14 protein-coding genes are annotated in these 15485 nt (G+C 68.8%); 10 read left to right on the top strand and 4 right to left on the bottom strand.

Translation table 11 applies throughout. The features are described from left to right. Positions 1–10: 10 nt before the first annotated feature. A complete protein-coding gene (locus NO900_RS07560) occupies positions 11–2413 on the bottom strand; it encodes a hypothetical protein (RefSeq protein WP_256408613.1) in 2403 nt (800 codons plus the stop codon). Between the two features lie 768 nt (positions 2414–3181). Between NO900_RS07560 and NO900_RS07555 the strand changes: the two genes are divergently transcribed. After that, positions 3182–3925, top strand: a complete 744-nt coding sequence (locus NO900_RS07555) for a hypothetical protein (RefSeq protein WP_256408905.1) — start codon at positions 3182–3184, stop codon at positions 3923–3925. A gap of 43 nt (positions 3926–3968) precedes the next feature. On the opposite strand, the gene NO900_RS07550 is transcribed toward NO900_RS07555, so the two are convergent. After that, positions 3969–4604, bottom strand: a complete 636-nt coding sequence (locus NO900_RS07550) for a DUF7097 family protein (protein ID WP_256408612.1) — start codon at positions 4602–4604, stop codon at positions 3969–3971. Between the two features lies 1 nt (position 4605). Further along, a complete protein-coding gene (locus tag NO900_RS07545; RefSeq protein ID WP_256408610.1) occupies positions 4606–5955 on the bottom strand; it encodes an alkaline phosphatase family protein in 1350 nt (449 codons plus the stop codon). A gap of 89 nt (positions 5956–6044) precedes the next feature. Between NO900_RS07545 and NO900_RS07540 the strand changes: the two genes are divergently transcribed. The 9 genes from NO900_RS07540 to NO900_RS07500 all read left to right on the top strand — a co-directional run bounded on the left by NO900_RS07540 (position 6045) and on the right by NO900_RS07500 (position 15057). Then, positions 6045–6965: a PhzF family phenazine biosynthesis protein gene (locus tag NO900_RS07540; protein ID WP_256408609.1), complete on the top strand. Its 921-nt coding sequence runs from the start codon at positions 6045–6047 to the stop codon at positions 6963–6965. Positions 6966–7038: 73 nt separating this feature from the next. Continuing rightward, entirely contained in the window at positions 7039–7233 is a 195-nt protein-coding gene (locus NO900_RS07535; protein WP_256408608.1) for a DUF7333 family protein, read from the top strand. Between the two features lie 98 nt (positions 7234–7331). Further along, the gene (locus tag NO900_RS07530) at positions 7332–8282 is read left to right on the top strand and encodes a calcium/sodium antiporter (RefSeq protein WP_256408607.1); all 951 of its coding nucleotides are present in this window, start codon (positions 7332–7334) and stop codon (positions 8280–8282) included. A 671-nt stretch (positions 8283–8953) separates the two neighbouring features. Next, positions 8954–10444, top strand: a complete 1491-nt coding sequence (locus NO900_RS07525) for a D-aminoacyl-tRNA deacylase (RefSeq protein WP_256408606.1) — start codon at positions 8954–8956, stop codon at positions 10442–10444. 101 nt (positions 10445–10545) lie between these two features. Continuing rightward, complete coding sequence (gene ftsZ / locus NO900_RS07520; RefSeq protein WP_256408605.1) at positions 10546–11700, top strand: cell division protein FtsZ; 1155 nt, start codon at positions 10546–10548, stop codon at positions 11698–11700. Between the two features lie 138 nt (positions 11701–11838). Next, complete coding sequence (locus NO900_RS07515; protein WP_123114379.1) at positions 11839–12015, top strand: protein translocase SEC61 complex subunit gamma; 177 nt, start codon at positions 11839–11841, stop codon at positions 12013–12015. After that, complete coding sequence (locus tag NO900_RS07510) at positions 12015–12467, top strand: transcription elongation factor Spt5 (protein WP_256408604.1); 453 nt, start codon at positions 12015–12017, stop codon at positions 12465–12467. The genes NO900_RS07515 and NO900_RS07510 overlap by 1 nt, the downstream gene beginning before the upstream one ends. Positions 12468–12683: 216 nt before the next feature. Then, complete coding sequence (artA, locus tag NO900_RS07505; protein WP_256408603.1) at positions 12684–13646, top strand: archaeosortase A; 963 nt, start codon at positions 12684–12686, stop codon at positions 13644–13646. A gap of 151 nt (positions 13647–13797) precedes the next feature. Further along, entirely contained in the window at positions 13798–15057 is a 1260-nt protein-coding gene (locus NO900_RS07500; protein WP_256408602.1) for an MgtC/SapB family protein, read from the top strand. A 35-nt stretch (positions 15058–15092) separates the two neighbouring features. Here NO900_RS07500 and NO900_RS07495 read toward each other — a convergent pair whose 3' ends face one another. Further along, on the bottom strand, positions 15093–15467 hold the full coding sequence (locus tag NO900_RS07495) for a CBS domain-containing protein (protein WP_256408601.1): 375 nt from the start codon (positions 15465–15467) through the stop codon (positions 15093–15095). Between the last annotated feature and the right edge of the window lie 18 nt (positions 15468–15485).

Here is a 15485-nt window from a genome sequence, read left to right as displayed (position 1 = left end):
CGTTCCGGTTTCACCGTTCCGAGCCCCGTCGGTATCCGGCGACCTTCCCGGCGAGGAGAAGCGCGATCAGCGTGCCGACCGGCCCGAACCCCGGCACGTCCTCGGCGGTCGCCCGAATCGGCGCGTCCTCGTAGGCCGGCGTCACCGGCTCTCCGGCGTCCGCGTCGGACTCCGGCGCGGGCGAGTTCGGACCGCCGCCCTCGGTCGGTTCGCTCGCCTCCGACTCGCTCTCGGTCGATTCGCTCACGGCCGATTCGCTCTCGTCCGCCTCCGACGCAGCGCCCCCGCCGGCGGAGCCGATTCCCGCGGGCGCGACGGCCACGGGCGACCTGTCCGGGCCGTTACGCGCACCCCGCCGGACGCTCGTACCCCGCTGACTCACGAACCGGAGACCGGTCCGACCGACCCCGGCCCGCGTCTCGTCACCGCCGCCGCCCGCTTCCGAGTTCTCCACCGAGGACCCCGCTCCCGGCGTCCCACCGGCTCCGCCGCCCCCACCCCCGCCGCCGCCACCACTGGCACCGCCGCCACCCGCGCCACCGCCGCCACCACCACCGCCCGCCACGGCGCTGGTACCTCCTCCACCACCACCCGCTCCGCCACCGCCCCCGCCGCTACCGCCTCCGGCCTCACCGGTCTGATCGGCATCCACCTCAAGCGACCCGTCGCTCGGGTCGACGCCGCCCTCCGATGTCGCCGCCTCGAAGGAGACGGTCGTCGACGCGGCGTGGTCGCTCGTCGGATCCGCTGCGGCTTCCCGCAGCTGTTCGTCCTCCACGCGGAACTCGGCGGTGAACGCCTCGCCGTCGGCGGGCGTCTCGTCGGTCGCGAGCGCGTCGTCGCCCTCGGCGACGAGGTAGAGCCCCTTCCCGTCGACGTGCACGGACGCGTTCCTCGGAACCGCCCCGTCCGAGTCGGACCCGGCGTCCCCCGTCGCCGTTGTCGACGCGTTCGACCGCACGCCGAACGCGAGCCCGTCGAGCCGGGCGAGGTCCGAGCCGTTCTCCAACGCGGCGCCCCGGGCGGCCGGCAGTCCGCTCAATCCCGTGGCATTGACGGCGTACGCCACGGTCTCGTTCGGCGCGACGGTCGAGGTCGGCGAGAGCGTTCCGTTCGCGATCGCTCGCCGCACCGCGTCGGTCGTTCCGAGGTCCGCCCGATCGAGGTCGGTCGTCGCGTAAGCGCGCATCCCGTTCGTCGATCGGCTCCCGATCGCGACGGTCGCCTCATCGGTCGTCGTGGCGAGTCCCTGCTCGGAACGAACTTCGATCCGGTACTCTCCGGGAGGGAGCGTCCCGTCCGACGCCGTCGCGTTAACGGACTCGACGGTCGCGTTCGGTCCCGCCGTGATGAGATCGTCGGTGAGTGACTCGTTACCGAACGCGTAGGTGTTGAGACCGATCGTTGTCCGTCCCGAATCTGGTGTGGACAGATTCGCTGTAGCGAAGGTTCTATTGCTAGAAATTTTGACCAATCTTATTCTTGATTTATTGTATGTGGGGCCTATTTTAGCATTGTATACACCTCCCAAAACTGGTTGAGTCAAATTTGAGTTGAGAGTAATATTCGTATCTTTATCCTCTGCGGTTTGTACCGGAGACCTTGGTATCGTAATTGTTGTACTATCTACTGCATAGATTACTTTTGATGAACTTGACCACTCTGGCTGAATTGTAATTGCAATGTTTTCTTCGCCTTCAATAGAACTATTCTCAAATGATATTGATTTTTGCTTCTCTTGGGTTGTATTGATCCTCTCAGTAAGGTTTCCATTTGAGGATTTATTCCAAACGACTATCTGGTTATCTGGATTATCCCCAAGATTGACCTCATCAAGGCTGAGTGTATCTGTCTCATTATCATACGACTCCGACTTAACCGAAATATTTGCAGATGGCTGAACTGAAAATTCTGTTTTATTGTATATTCCGGACTGCGATGAATTATATATGAATTCTCTATTTATCCTATTAAGTCCCTGATTGAACATACTCAGGTTCGAAGTGTTCATATTTTCAATCTCAACGCCAAATAACTCTGTATCATGTAATGCAGAAGATTTCACGATAATAGTTGCCTCAGTAGTATCTGGATCTTTGATAATAACTTCTGAATCATCTGTCGCCCTACCATTCTTAAGATCATAGGAAGTATTATTCTCATCAAACTCAGCACCTGCCTCAACCAACTTTCCTACCTTAATTTTGACTGGATCTGTTTTACTATATACTTTTATTCCGCTGATTGTCTGATTTTCGCTGGAGCTCACCGAAACATTCTCCACCTGATCAACGTTCCACAAAACACCATCTACTGGTACTGCGCATATAATTATCGCAGCAACTGAAACAACAATGACACAGATGACGAGGACGGTAACCGGTCGGTGTTGAGTTGGGTTTCTTCGGTCCATCGTGAAGGGCCACGATCGACGGAGCCGGAGCTACGGAGCGCTCGCGCCGCGACATCCGACGAGCTCGCTACGCCGCCACGGTCTCGTGTCGTGGAACACGCTCACTCGGTTGATTGTTTATTAAATCAGTTACGGAGAGAGACGTTTCCGATCGCGAAAACGTCGTTGACAAACGGACTTCGGTCGGGAGATCGGAGACGTCACTGTGTGGCCGGTAGAGGGTCTCGAAACCGGATCGACGCCCACTCCGACGACCGGTGTTCGACCTGTTCCATCAGCGAGAGGAGGGCGTCACCGCCGTCGGTCGCGGTCGGGTGGACGCCGGCGAACGCGATTGCGTCCCCTTGTGACGGTCGCGACGCAGAGGGACACCGGAACGCTCTCGCCGCCGATTCCGCGCCGGTTAGCTTGTTCCAGCAGCCGGCGGATCAACTCCGCGTCGTCCGTGCGGACGAGGGGGTGCCCGACCGCCCGCCGACCGACGCGTCGGACGGGATCCGAGCCGGGCTCGCGTCGGAATCGTGGCCCCGTCCTCGCCGGCGGTACACCCCGCGACGGCGACGGACGCCGATGCGGCGGCGGCCGCGAGCGGTTCACGTCCCTCCATCTCCGGAGGGGCCTTCTGGTACGCTTAACCGGATCGGCGCGCGGATCCCGGTCCGATAATCGGCGGTGCGACGAGTATCGGATCCGCGAGCGAAGGCACAAAGTTCACGTTGCGGCGTGTGCGAGATGAGTCAAATGGAACGCCGAGGACAGACGGGGCTGGTGGAAGCGCTCCTCCTTGACGTGGTCCGGCTCCACGAGACGTGGATGGAGGTCGTCTTCCCGCGGCAGCTCGATCCGAGCTCGGTGCTGGGGAAGTGGAAACCGGAGACGCCCGTCCAGACGGTCGGGTACTACCTCTGGGCGGTACTCGGCGGCCCGCTCGTCGCGGTCGTGTACCCGCTCCTGCTCGTCGGGTTCGCCACGCGGTTCTACGCCGCGAAGCTCGATTCGGCCGTCGCCCGCATCGGCGTGGCGGGCGTCGTGGTCGTCGCGACGCTCGTCTGGGGGTCGCTCACCCTCCTCGCGCACTTCCAGCTGCCGACCGCGGTGATGCTCGGGATCGGCGGCGCCAGCGTCGTCGCCGTCGTCTCCGCGGGCGCGGCCGCCGGCTTCTCGAAGGTCGGCGGGCGGTTCGTCAGCGTGCTCCTCGCGTACCCGTTCGCGATGACCGCGATCTTCCTCCCGCCGGTGGTCGCCGGGCTGCTCACGCCCGCCGTCTCCGGTTTCGTCTTAGACCCGAGCTACGACCTCGCGGTCTGGATCCTCGACACGCTCCTCGGCGTCGGCGGGATCAACGAGACGCTCCGCGGCGCCTTCGACCTGGAGACGTTCGGCGAGCAGTGGGGCGTCGCCGGCCTCGGCTACGTGCTGATGTGGGTCGGGATCTCCGTGCCCCTCGGCTGGTTCCTCGGCGCGCTCGTCGCCCTCGCGAACCTGATCCGGCCGAAGCCGGACGACGCCTGAGACGGGTCTCCGGCCTCGACGCCGGCGGCGACCGGGGACCGGGCTACTCGGTCTCGTCGAAGCGCTCGCTGGCCGTCTCGAAGGCCGACTCCGACCGCTCTTTGCTCCGGCGCCCCTCGCGTTCCGCGATCGCCTCGGGATCCGGACTGGCGTCGTCGTCGATCCGCGCGAACGACTTGTGAACCTTCGTGTGACACCAGCGACACAGCGCGACCGTGATCTCGTGGGGGCCGGCGTCGGCGGCGCGGTCGCCGTCGGCGTTTCGGTCGGCGTCGCGATTCCCGTCGGCGTCCCCGTCATCGTCGGCGTTTCGGTCGACGTCGCCGTCGACGCTTTCCCGATCCGCCTCCCCGCCGTCCCCGCCGCCGTACGAGAGGTGGTGTTCCTCCACCAGCGGGCGGGCGTCGTCGTGAGCGATCCGGACCTCTTCGAGCCCGCAGCGGCGGCACTCGCGGCCGTCCGTCGTCGAACGGTAGTGGGGACACCGCCGCCAGTCGCCGTCGGGGCCGACGTGGCAGGCGTAGCCGTCGGCGCGGCGCGCGGCGGCGAACTCGGGGTCGTCGCCGGCGCGCGTCAGCGCGAACCGACACCGACCGTCGTCGGTCAGGTGGTCGCAGACGCCGGCGACCGCGTACGGGTCGTCGACGCCGACCGGGGTCCCGTCCGGCGTCTCTTCCATCTCAGATCAGGCTCGCGCCGTCGAGGTCGGTCCGGCCGTAGTCGACGTCGAGGAGCCGCAGGAGGGTCGGCGCGACGTCGAGCAGGTCCGCGTCCTCGACCTTCGCGTCCGGGTGGTCGACGAAGAGGGCGGCGTCCTCGAAGGTGTGCATCCCCGTCCGCGGGCCGTCCGGGTCGAACACCTCGTCGTGGGGGCGGAAGCCGGACTTGAGGTCGAACCCCTCGTTCGGGATGACGACGAGGTCCGGCGCGATCTCGTCGTGGTCGCCGCGGAAGACGGTCTCGCGCTCGACGACGCGCTTCGCGACCGGCCGCCCGTCCGGCCCCTCCCACGCTTCGAGGGCGTCCTGCAGCTCGGCGCGCACGGTCTCGTACTCCGACTCGGGGACGACCCCGTCCGGTTCGCGGCCCTCCAGGTTGAGGTAGAACCGGCCGGGGACCAGCGAGTACGCGCGGGTGTCGCCGTCGATGTCCGTCAGCGCGCCGTGGTCGTCGCCGTCGGTGTACGAGAGCCACCCCTCCCGCTCCAGCCACTCGTTGCAGTAGACGTCGTAGCGGAGCCGCGCGAAGCCGTGCGTCGACCCCACGACGAGGCGGACGTCGCTCGGGAGCGCCTCCCGGATCGCACCGACGTGCTCGTCGAGCGCGGCGTAGAAGTCGAGGAACGCCTCGCGGTACTCGCCCGACTCCGCGTAGTCGCCCCACAGGAAGTGGTTGACCCGGTCCGGCGCCGTGAACACGCCGACGAACAGGTCCCAGTCGTCGCGCTCGACGTACCGGGAGAAGGCGGCGGCGCGGGCGTCGAGCGTCTCGCGGGCGTGCTCGACGAACGCCGATTTATCGGCCTTGTGCCCGAGCTTCGCGTTCACCGACAGCCGGTAGTCGCTCCCCGTGAGGTACTTGCGGAGCTCGTCGGGGTGGGCGGCCTTGTCCAGGTCGGGCGAGAGGTAGCCCGACACCATCCGCTGCACCGTCCGCTGCGGGGGGAACGTGACGGGGACGTTCATCACCGTCGCGTCGAGCCCGGCGTCGGTGGCGCGGTCCCACACGCGGGTCGCCTGCACGTCCCGCCCCATCGGCACGTAGGTGTCGTAGGTGCCGATCTCTCGGTCCTGAAAGCCGTAGACTCCGGTCTCGCCCGGGTTTCGACCGCTGGTGAGGACGGGCCAGCACGCGCTCGACTCCGGCGGCACGACGCTGTCGATCGGTCCGCCGTCGCCGGCGTCGGCGATCGCCGAGAGCGTCGGGAACGTGTCCGGGTTGTCGGCGACGAGACCGTGCGGGAGACCGTCGATCCCGATGAACGCCACGCGCGGAGTGTCGGTCCCGCGCAACCGGTCGAAGAGGCCCATAGGGGTACATCCGCCGTCGAGGGCAAAAGGGTTGACATCGCCCCGAGCCGGCTCGGGACCCTTTTCAGGCGCCCCCGCGAGGGTGAGGCATGGAGACGCGACGCGCGCTGCTCGTCGACGCGTTCACGGACGAACCGCTGGCCGGGAACGTCGCCGGCGTGGTGCCGGACGCCGCGGGCCTGAGCGACGACCGGATGGGGCGGATCGCCGCCGAGCTCGGCGCCTCCGAGACCGCGTTCCTGTCCGACGCGGGCGACGGCGCCGACGAGCGGGTCCGGTACTTCACCCCCTCCACGGAGGTCGAGATGTGCGGCCACGCCACGATCGCGAGCTACGCCGCCCTGCACGCCGCGGGCGAGGTCGACGCCGGCGAGCGCACCCTCCGGACGAACGTCGGCGACCTCGAGGTCCGGATCGACGACGACGGCACCGTCTGGATGCGACAGAACCCGCCGACGGTCGACGCCGTGGACGATCCCGAGCTCGACGCCGACCGCCTCGGCGCCGCGCTCGGGATCGACCCCGCGGCCCTCCGCGACGTCGGGGCCGACCTCCCGGTCGCCGTCGCCTCGACCGGGCTCCCGTGGCTCGTCGTCCCCGTCAACTTCCTGGAGCGGCTCGGCGAGGCCGAGCCCGACGCGGCCGCCGTCGAGGCGATCTCGGACGCGCACGACGCCGCCGGGATCTACGCGTTCACGTTCGACGCGCTCGACGCGGAATCGACGCTCCACGGCCGGGCGTTCGCGCCCGGGCTCGGCATCCCCGAGGACCCCGTCACGGGCGCGGCGAACGGCGCGGTCGGGGCGTACCTCCGGGCGGTCGACGCGTTCGACGGCGACTTCCCCGACGAGCTCCGCTTCGAGCAGGGTCACTTCGTCGACCGCCCCGGGCACGTCAGGGTGCGCGTCGACGGCGACGCGGTCCGGGTCGGCGGCCGCGCGGTCGTCTCGACCGAGGGCGAACTGACGCTGCCGGACGAGGCGGACGACGACGAGATCATCGAGGCGTGAGAGGGTGCCCCCGCCCGACGCGACGGCCGTCGTCGAGCCGAACGTTTAGGCGGTCCCGGAACGTATCATGGACATGGAGTTTGACCTCCCACGCGCGGCGGCGCTTCTGGTACTGATCGTCGCGGTCGGCGCCGCGGGACTGATCGGAAGCGGCGTGATGCCGCTGCGTATCACGCTGATGATGGTTGTCCCGTCGATGCTCGTCTTCGGGGCGCTCGCGTTCGCAATCGGCGTAAAACACGGCCAGTTCCGGGCGACCCACGCCTGAGAACCCACCGAATCGGGTCCCCCTCAACGACGGCGACACACCGCCTCGGCGAGTCCGAACCACGACGCTTTTTAAAACGACACCGCCAACCGAGAGCCGTGTTGCTCGGGTCGCCGCTCACGGAACTGCTGCTTCTCGTCGCGGGCGCCGCCCTCCTCTACGCGGGCGCCGAACTGCTCGTCAAGGGCGCCAGCGACCTGGCGCTCGCCGTCGGCCTGAAGGCGTCGACGGTCGGCGTCACCGTCATCGCGTTCGCGACGACCGCCCCCGAGCTGTTCGTCTCGCTGCTCGGCGCCGTGACGGTGTCGACCGATGTCGGACTCGGGACGATCCTCGGTTCGAACATCGCCAACATCGGGCTCGTGCTGGGCGTCTCAGCGCTCATCCGCCCCCTCGACGTCTCCGAGACGGTGTTCGAGCGCCACGTGCCGTTCATGGCCCTCGCCGCGCTGCTGCTCGTCGGGCTCGGCTGGAACGGCCGCATCGGTCGGCCGGGCGGGCTCCTCATGCTCGGGACGCTCGTCGTCTTCACCGTCGTGGTCATGCGCCGGATCCGGCAGACGCAGTCCGGGATCACCACCGCGGAGCGCGCCGAGATGCCCGACGCGAGCCTCCGCGACGTCGCCGCCGTCGTCGGCGGCATTGCCGCGCTGGTGCTCGGCTCGCAGTGGCTGATCGACGGCGGGGAGTCGCTGCTCTCGGCGGCCGGCTTCTCGGACATCTTCATCGGGCTCACCGTGCTCGCGCTGGGCACCTCGCTCCCCGAGCTGGCCGCGAGCGTCGTCGCCGCCGTGCGCGGCGAGGCCGAGTTCAGCGTCGGCAACGTCGTCGGGTCGAACATCTACAACGTCCTCGCCGTCATCGGGCTCATCGCGGTCATTCGCCCGATCGGCGTCGCCCCCGGCGTCCGCGGCTTCGAGTTCCCCGCGCTGCTCGCGTTCACCGCCCTCCTCGTCGGACTCATGTACCGCGGCGAGCGGATCTCCCGCGTCGACGGCGCGGTCCTCGTCGCCGGTTACGGCGTCTTCGCGTACCTGCTGTTCCCGTGAGGGCGAACGAGGTATCGCAGACGACAGTCGTCGACGAGCGATGTTGTAATATAAATCGGTCCGGATTTTGCGGTGGCGCGCGCCTCCGAGCGGCCGATAGGCCGCGAGTAAAGAGAGACCTTCGGTCTCTCTGACAGCCGGCGGCACCCCCGCGGGCGTGTGCGCGGGGGGGGGTGGGGGGGGGGGCTAGGGCCGCCAGCGACGAGGCTGGAGAGGTGTGAGGTGCGATGCTGTGCAGGGTGGGGTGGACTTAAAGGGGCAGCCGCGATTCCCGCGAGCGGAGCGAGCGGGAAGACGAGAGGCGAAGTCTCTCGGAAGGGCGAAGCACGCCGCAGTAAGCACCGCAGCGAGTGAGCGGAGCGAACGAGCGAGGCGCGCAGCAAGGCGCGCGAGCCCTCGCGGCTGGGGCTTTGGAGGTGTCCACCGTCGTTCCGTAGTCAACGACGTATCACCGAGCGGCTGGGGCTTTGGAGGTGTCCACCGTCGTTCCGTAGTCAACGACGTATCACCGAGCGGCTGGGGCTTTGGAGGAGTCCGTCGGCGCTCCGCCACCTACGATTTATATACACTCGACTTTGGGCGTAGGTGCACCGGAATCGAATACCGACTACACGATGTCGTATCGCGCATAAACCGACGCCTATTCGGCGTCCCGTCCCCGACCGGTGTCCGTGATAGCGATCGTCGTCAGCCGGGCCGACAGCGCCTCCGAACACATCGGCGAGCGGCTGCTCGCGGTCGGCGACTGGGAGGAGCGCGAGGACGAGACCCGACCCGACGCCGCTGGCGGCGGGACCTACTACCGGACCGACGGGTTCGAGCTGCGGGAGTTCGACGACCTCCACATCGACCTGAACGACCCGACCGCCGCGTTCGGCGGCGGCCGCGAGGCCGACGAGAAAAACGCCGACGAACCCGACGCCGATATCGACTTCCTCGTCTTCGTCTCCAGGCACTCCGGTGAGACGGGGAAGCTCCTGACCGCGCACGTCACCGGCAACTTCGGCCCGGCGCCGTACGGCGGCGAGCCGGAGACGCTCGCGATTGCCGCTCCCGGCGCCGAGAAGCGCGTCGTCGAGGCGCTGGCGGCGCGTGCCCCCGAGGGGTACGATGTCGGCATCGAGTGCACGCACCACGGGCCGACCGACGTGTCGGTCCCCTCGCTGTTCGTCGAACTCGGGTCCGACGAGCCGCAGTGGGAGGACGCCGAGGCGGCCGAGGCGGTCGCGCGGGCGGTCCTCGACCTCCGGGGTACCGGACCGGATCTGGTCGGCGCCCGAGTCGGGGACGCGACCGACGCTCGGGCCGAGGACGCGACCGACCCCTGGGCTGAGGACCCCGCCGACGCCCGTCCCCGCCACGTCGTCGGCTTCGGCGGCGGCCACTACGCGCCGCGGTTCACGCGGATCGTCCGCGAGACGGCGTGGGCCGTGGGTCACGTCGGCGCCGACTGGGCGCTCGGCGAGGCGGGCGCGCCCGAGGCGAACCGAGATACGATCGAGCAGGCGTTCGCGCGCAGCCGCGCCGACCGCGCCGTGATCGAGGGCGACCGGCCCGCGCTCGCCGCCGTCGTCGAGGACCTCGGGCATCGGGTCGTGAGCGAGACGTGGGTCCGCGAGGTCGGCGACCGCCCGCTCCCCCTGATCGAGCGGCTGGAACGCGACCTCGCGACGGTCGACGAGGGGCTCCGGTTCGGCGCGGTCGTTCCGGGGAAGTCGAGCGCGGACGCTGTCTCGGTCCTCGAACTCCCAGGGGGGCTCCTGTCGCGCGCACAGGGGATCGACCCGGCGGCGACCCGCGAGGCCGTCGAGGCGAACGCGGTCGCCTTCGACACGGAGCAGGCGGGCACCCGCGCCGCCGACGCGGCCGCCTTCGCCGCCGGTGAGGAGTCGCCCGGGTACGCCGACCTCGTCGCCGACCTCGCGGGGGTGCTCGCGGAGCGGTACGACGCGGTCGAGGTGGCGGACGGCGCCGTGATCGCCCGCGAGACCGCCTTCGACCCCGACCTGGCGCGGGAGCGCGGCGTCCCCGAGGGGCCGGCGTTCGGTCGGCTCGCCGACGGCGAGCCGGTCGAGGTCGACGGCGAGACCGTGACCCCGGACGCGGTGTCGCGGGCGCGGACGGAGCGGTTCCCGATCGACGCCCCGAACGCGGCGGAGTGAAGTCGACGCCTCCCGCGCTCTCGCGCCGGTCTCTCGGCGTCTGACTCGCGTCAGACGATCGGGCAAAAATAAATACCTCCGGGTCGCAACCTCACCACATAATGGACTCTATCGTAGAGGACGCCATCGACGAAGCCGAGGAATCCCCGGCCGACGACGCCGGGGAGGCCGGCGCCGGCGCGAACGACGCGACCGCCGGCGCCCCGCCGCAGTCCGGAACGATGACCGACGACGAGCTGCAGGACGTCCTGCAGGACCTCCAGACCAACATCACCGTCGTCGGCTGCGGGGGCGCCGGCGGCAACACGGTCAACCGGATGCGGGAGGAGGGGATCCACGGCGCGAAGCTCGTCGCCGCCAACACCGACGTTCAACACCTCGTCAACATCGAGGCCGACACGAAGATCCTCATGGGCCAGCAGAAGACGCAGGGGCGCGGCGCCGGCTCCCTCCCGCAGGTCGGCGAGGAGGCCGCCATCGAGTCTCAGGAGGAGATCCAGGACGCCATCGAGGGCTCCGACATGGTGTTCGTCACCGCCGGGCTCGGCGGCGGTACCGGCACGGGCTCGGCCCCGGTCGTCGCGAAGGCCGCCCGCGAGTCGGGCGCGCTCACCATCGCCATCGTCACGACGCCGTTCACGGCCGAGGGCGAGGTCCGACGGACGAACGCCGAGGCCGGGCTCGAACGCCTCCGCGACGTGAGCGACACGGTCATCGTCGTCCCCAACGACCGTCTGCTCGACGCGGTCGGGAAGCTCCCGGTCCGGCAGGCGTTCAAGGTGTCCGACGAGGTGCTGATGCGCTCGGTGAAGGGGATCACGGAGCTCATCACGATGCCCGGGCTGGTCAACCTCGACTTCGCCGACGTCCGCACCGTGATGGAGAAGGGCGGCGTCGCGATGATCGGGCTCGGCGAGTCCGACTCCGATTCGAAGGCGCAGGACTCGGTGAAGTCCGCGCTGCGCTCGCCCCTCCTCGACGTCGACATCTCCGGCGCGAACTCCGCCTTGGTGAACGTCACCGGCGGCACCGACATGTCCATCGAGGAGGCCGAGGGCGTCGTCGAGGAGATCTACGACCGGATCGACCCCGACGCGCGGATCATCTGGGGCACCTCGGTCGACGACGAGCTTGAGGGCGAGATGCGGACCATGATCGTCGTGACCGGCGTCGAGTCGCCGCAGATCTACGGCAGCAACGGGGAGCCGCCGGAGGGGACGTCCGCGGAGATGGAAGACATCGACTACGTGGAGTGAGGCGACGCGTCCCGTCCCGATAGAGTTCCGTCCCGCCCTCGGCGGCGTCCGCGCCCCGACTTCCCTGCTTCCTCGCGGCCGCGCCGATCGCCTCGCATCAAAAGGTAAAAACCGTCTCGTCTCGAAGCGCGTCGTAACATGGACGTTCCGTACGACCTCAACAGCTACGTTCGGGTGCTGAAGCTCGCGAGCACGCCGAGCACCGACGAGTTCCTCCAGGTGTCGAAGATCGCCGGCGCCGGCATCCTCCTCGTGGGCTTCATCGGCTTCCTGATGTTCGCGATCATGAGCCTCCTGCCGGGGGTCGGCGCCTGATGCCGATCTTCTCGGTCAAGACCACCGCGAGCCAGGAGCGGACCGTCGCCGACATGCTCGCCGAGAAGGAGATGCCGGAGATCCAGGCGGTCATCGCCCCCGACCAGCTCACGAGCTACGTGATGGTCGAGGCGACCGACGGCAGCGTCTTCGCCCGGGTCCTCGACGAGATCCCCCACGCCCGGGGCGTGATCCAGGGCTCCGAGGGGCCGGCCGAGAGCCCGTTCTCCGAGGTCGAGCACTTCCTCTCGCCGACCCCCGACGTCGAGGGGATCGCCGAGGGCGACATCGTCGAGCTGATCGCCGGGCCGTTCAAGGGCGAGAAGGCCCGCGTCCAGCGCATCGACGAGGGGAAAGACCAGGTGACCGTCGAGCTGTACGAGGCGACCGTCCCGATCCCGGTCACGGTCCGCGGCGACCAGATCCGGGTGCTCGACTCCGACGAGCGCTGACGCGTCGGCGCTCGGCTCTCTCGCTCTCTCCCGTCTCCTCTCGATTCCGTCCTCCTCGTTCTCTCCCGTCTTTCCCACCCTCTTTCGCTCTCTCCTGTCTTCCCCACCCTCTCTCGCCCTTCCCCCGCCTCCCCACGTTCTCTCTCGCCCCCGAGCTACCCGACGAGCCGTCGGCAACGACAAGGGCTTTATTCGACGACGACCGACCGTTCGGACATGTTCGGTCCCGGCGTGCCGGCGGTCCTGAGCCTGGTCCCCGACACGTTCACGTTCGCCTGGCTCGTCGCGATCCTCTTCGCCGCCTCGTGGCTGCTCGACAGCCGCGGGCTGGCGGTCGGCCGGTCGATCGCGGCGGGCACGTGGGCGCTGTTCGGGCTCTTCTGGCTGTCGACGGTCCCGTACTTCGCGTTCGAACACCAGAGCTACGTCGAGTCGATCCTGGCGCTCGTCGGCGTCCCGGCCTGTATCTACGCCGGCTACCTCCTGTACAACGGCCGCGCCTCGCTGTTCACGCTCACCCGGGCCATCTCGATCATGCTGTTCATCTACCTCCCGTTCGAGACGATCCCGGCGTTCTCGGTCGCCGGGGTCGCGTTCCCCGAGCCCCGCCGGATCCTCATCGAGGCCGTCGCGACCCAGACGGGGTTCCTCATCGACCTGCTCGGCTACGCGCCGGAGCGCGTGGCGAGCTACGAGGGGTACGACGCCGCGTACGCGTGGACGCTCGACGACGGTCACACGGTCACGATCCACGTCGTCCTCGCGTGCACGGGCCTCGGCAGCATGGCGATCTTCGGCGGTCTCGTCGCCGCCGTGCAGGCGCCGCTCTCGCGGAAGCTCCGCGCGCTCGCGGTGTCGCTCCCGCTCATCTACGTGCTCAACATCTTCCGGACGACGTTCATCTCCGTCGTCGCGGGCAACCAGTACATGCAGTGGCAGACCGACCTCGTGCTCGCGATGTTCGGCGCGACCGACCCGTATCGGGTCTCCTTTCTCATCTCCGACCGGATCATGAGCCAGCTGCTCGCGGTCGTCGCGCTGATCGGGATCACATTCCTCGCGGTGCGGGAGCTCCCGGAGCTCGCCGTCATCCTCGAAGACGTCCTCTACCTGCTCACGGGCGAGGAGCACGACCTGACGGAGTCGCTGGACCTCCCCCGGGAGCCGACGAACCGCTGACGGGCTCGGAGAACCGGACCCCGGTCCCGTCGCCGCGGTCGGTATATAGCGGTATATAGCAAACTATAGGCGTATTTGCGGTATATATCCGAGGGATGAAACCGACGGTTCGGCGGGCGCGACGCTCCGATGGGGACGGTGATCGGTCGTGATGAGCCCGGTCGCCGCGACCCCGGTCGACCCGCTCGTCTACCTCCAGAGCAACGTCGCGAAGCTGGTCTTAGCGACCGCGCTCGGGATGTTCCTCGGGCTCGAACGCGAGTGGTCCCAGAAGTCGGCGGGGATCCGGACGTTCGCGCTGATCGGCCTCGCGGCCGCGGTGTTCTCGATCCTCGACGCCGACGGGCTGCTGGTCGTCGGCGGCGCGCTGATCGTCGCCAGCGCGGTGCTGCTCGCGGTCCGGAGCTTCGTCGAGGCGGACGTCGACGGCCTCTCGCTCACCACCTCGGTGTCGATGCTCGTCACGTACGGGGTCGGGGCGCTCGTCGCCGCCGAGCTCTTCATCGAGGCGGTGACGGTCGCGGTGCTCTCCTCGCTCCTCCTCGTGTTGAAGCGGGAGCTCCACGAGTTCGCGTGGGGGCTCTCCCGCGAGGAGGTCCGGAGCGCGGTGGAGTTCACCATCCTCGCGTTCGTCGTCTTCCCGCTGCTCCCGGCCGAGACGATCGACCCGTGGGGGGCGGTCCAACCCCGGCTCGTCTGGTCGCTCGTCGTCGCCGTCAGCGCCATCGGCTTCGTCAACTACGTGCTCGTGAAGCGGTACCAGGGGCGCGGCTACGCGGTCACCGGCTTCTTCGGCGGGCTCGTGAACTCGACGGCGGTCGTCGCGGAGATGGCGAAGCGCGCGAGGGGGCGAGCGGACTTACTCGACGTCGCCGTCGGCTCGATCCTGCTGGCGAACGCCGCGATGGCGCTCCGGAACGCCGCGGTCGTCGCCGCCTTCGTCCCGGAGGCCGCCCTCGTGGTCGGAGCGCCGCTCGGCGCGGTCACCCTCGCCGGCGTCGCGATCGCGACGTGGCGGAGCGACTGGCGGACGGCGATGGAGGCGGAGCTCACCTCCCCGTTCAGCCTCCGGAACGCGCTGACGTTCGGCGCGCTGTTCCTCGCGGTCCTCCTGGCCTCCGCCGGCGCGGAGCGGGCCTTCGGCGCGGGCGGGTTCGTCGCCACGTCGTTCCTCGCGGGGCTCGTCTCCTCCGGGACCGCGACGACGACGGCCGTCTCGCTGCTCGGGACCGGACAGATCGCGGTCGACACCGCGGTCGCGGGGGTCGTCGCCGGGACCGCCGCGAGCATCCTGGTCAAGACCGCGTTCGCGGCGAGCATCGCCCGCGAACTGGTGCGTCCGGTGCTGGTCTGGAACCTCGTGCTGATCGCGGTCGGGGTCGCGGTCGGCGTCCCGCTACTCCTGTCGTAGCCGGGCGGCGTCGGCCGTCCGGACGCGGCCCCGGCTCACGAGAGGTGCGCCGCCACGTCCGTCGACGAGACCATGCCGACGTAGTCGTCGTCGACGACGGGGAGGTGTTTGACCTCGTACATCGTCATCATCGCCGCCACCTCCTCCATCATGAGGTCCGGCGTCACCGTCTCCACGTCCTCCGTCATCACGTCGCGGACGACGGCCTCGTCGAGGTCGCGGCCCGCCGCGACGGCGCCGACGATGTCGCTCTGCGTGACGATACAGCCGCCGCCCGTCGTCACGACGAGCGCGCTGATGTCGCCGTCGGCCATCCGACGCGCGGCCTCGCGGAGCGGCTCGTCCGCCCCGATGGTCTCCAGCGGCGTCGACATGATCTCGCTGACGCGGGTCCGGTCGTTCAGGTCCATGCCGTGTCGTGTGCTACC

Source organism: Halorubrum rutilum (assembly GCF_024494565.1).
Note: the sequence above shows the minus strand (reverse complement) of the source record. Positions and strands in the feature narration are given on the sequence as shown.

Bases quoted from the DNA above. Each gene is read 5' to 3' on its own strand.
- ftsZ (WP_256408605.1), top strand. From the start codon at position 10,546: ATGGACTCTATCGTAGAGGACGCCATCGACGAAGCCGAGGAATCCCCG.
- NO900_RS07510 (WP_256408604.1), top strand. From the start codon at position 12,015: ATGCCGATCTTCTCGGTCAAGACCACCGCGAGCCAGGAGCGGACCGTC.
- NO900_RS07560 (WP_256408613.1), bottom strand. From the start codon at position 2,413: ATGGACCGAAGAAACCCAACTCAACACCGACCGGTTACCGTCCTCGTC.
- NO900_RS07515 (WP_123114379.1), top strand. From the start codon at position 11,839: ATGGACGTTCCGTACGACCTCAACAGCTACGTTCGGGTGCTGAAGCTC.
- NO900_RS07540 (WP_256408609.1), top strand. From the start codon at position 6,045: ATGGAGACGCGACGCGCGCTGCTCGTCGACGCGTTCACGGACGAACCG.
- NO900_RS07545 (WP_256408610.1), bottom strand. From the start codon at position 5,955: ATGGGCCTCTTCGACCGGTTGCGCGGGACCGACACTCCGCGCGTGGCG.
- NO900_RS07495 (WP_256408601.1), bottom strand. From the start codon at position 15,467: ATGGACCTGAACGACCGGACCCGCGTCAGCGAGATCATGTCGACGCCG.
- artA (WP_256408603.1), top strand. From the start codon at position 12,684: ATGTTCGGTCCCGGCGTGCCGGCGGTCCTGAGCCTGGTCCCCGACACG.
- NO900_RS07500 (WP_256408602.1), top strand. From the start codon at position 13,798: ATGAGCCCGGTCGCCGCGACCCCGGTCGACCCGCTCGTCTACCTCCAG.
- NO900_RS07550 (WP_256408612.1), bottom strand. From the start codon at position 4,604: ATGGAAGAGACGCCGGACGGGACCCCGGTCGGCGTCGACGACCCGTAC.
- NO900_RS07535 (WP_256408608.1), top strand. From the start codon at position 7,039: ATGGAGTTTGACCTCCCACGCGCGGCGGCGCTTCTGGTACTGATCGTC.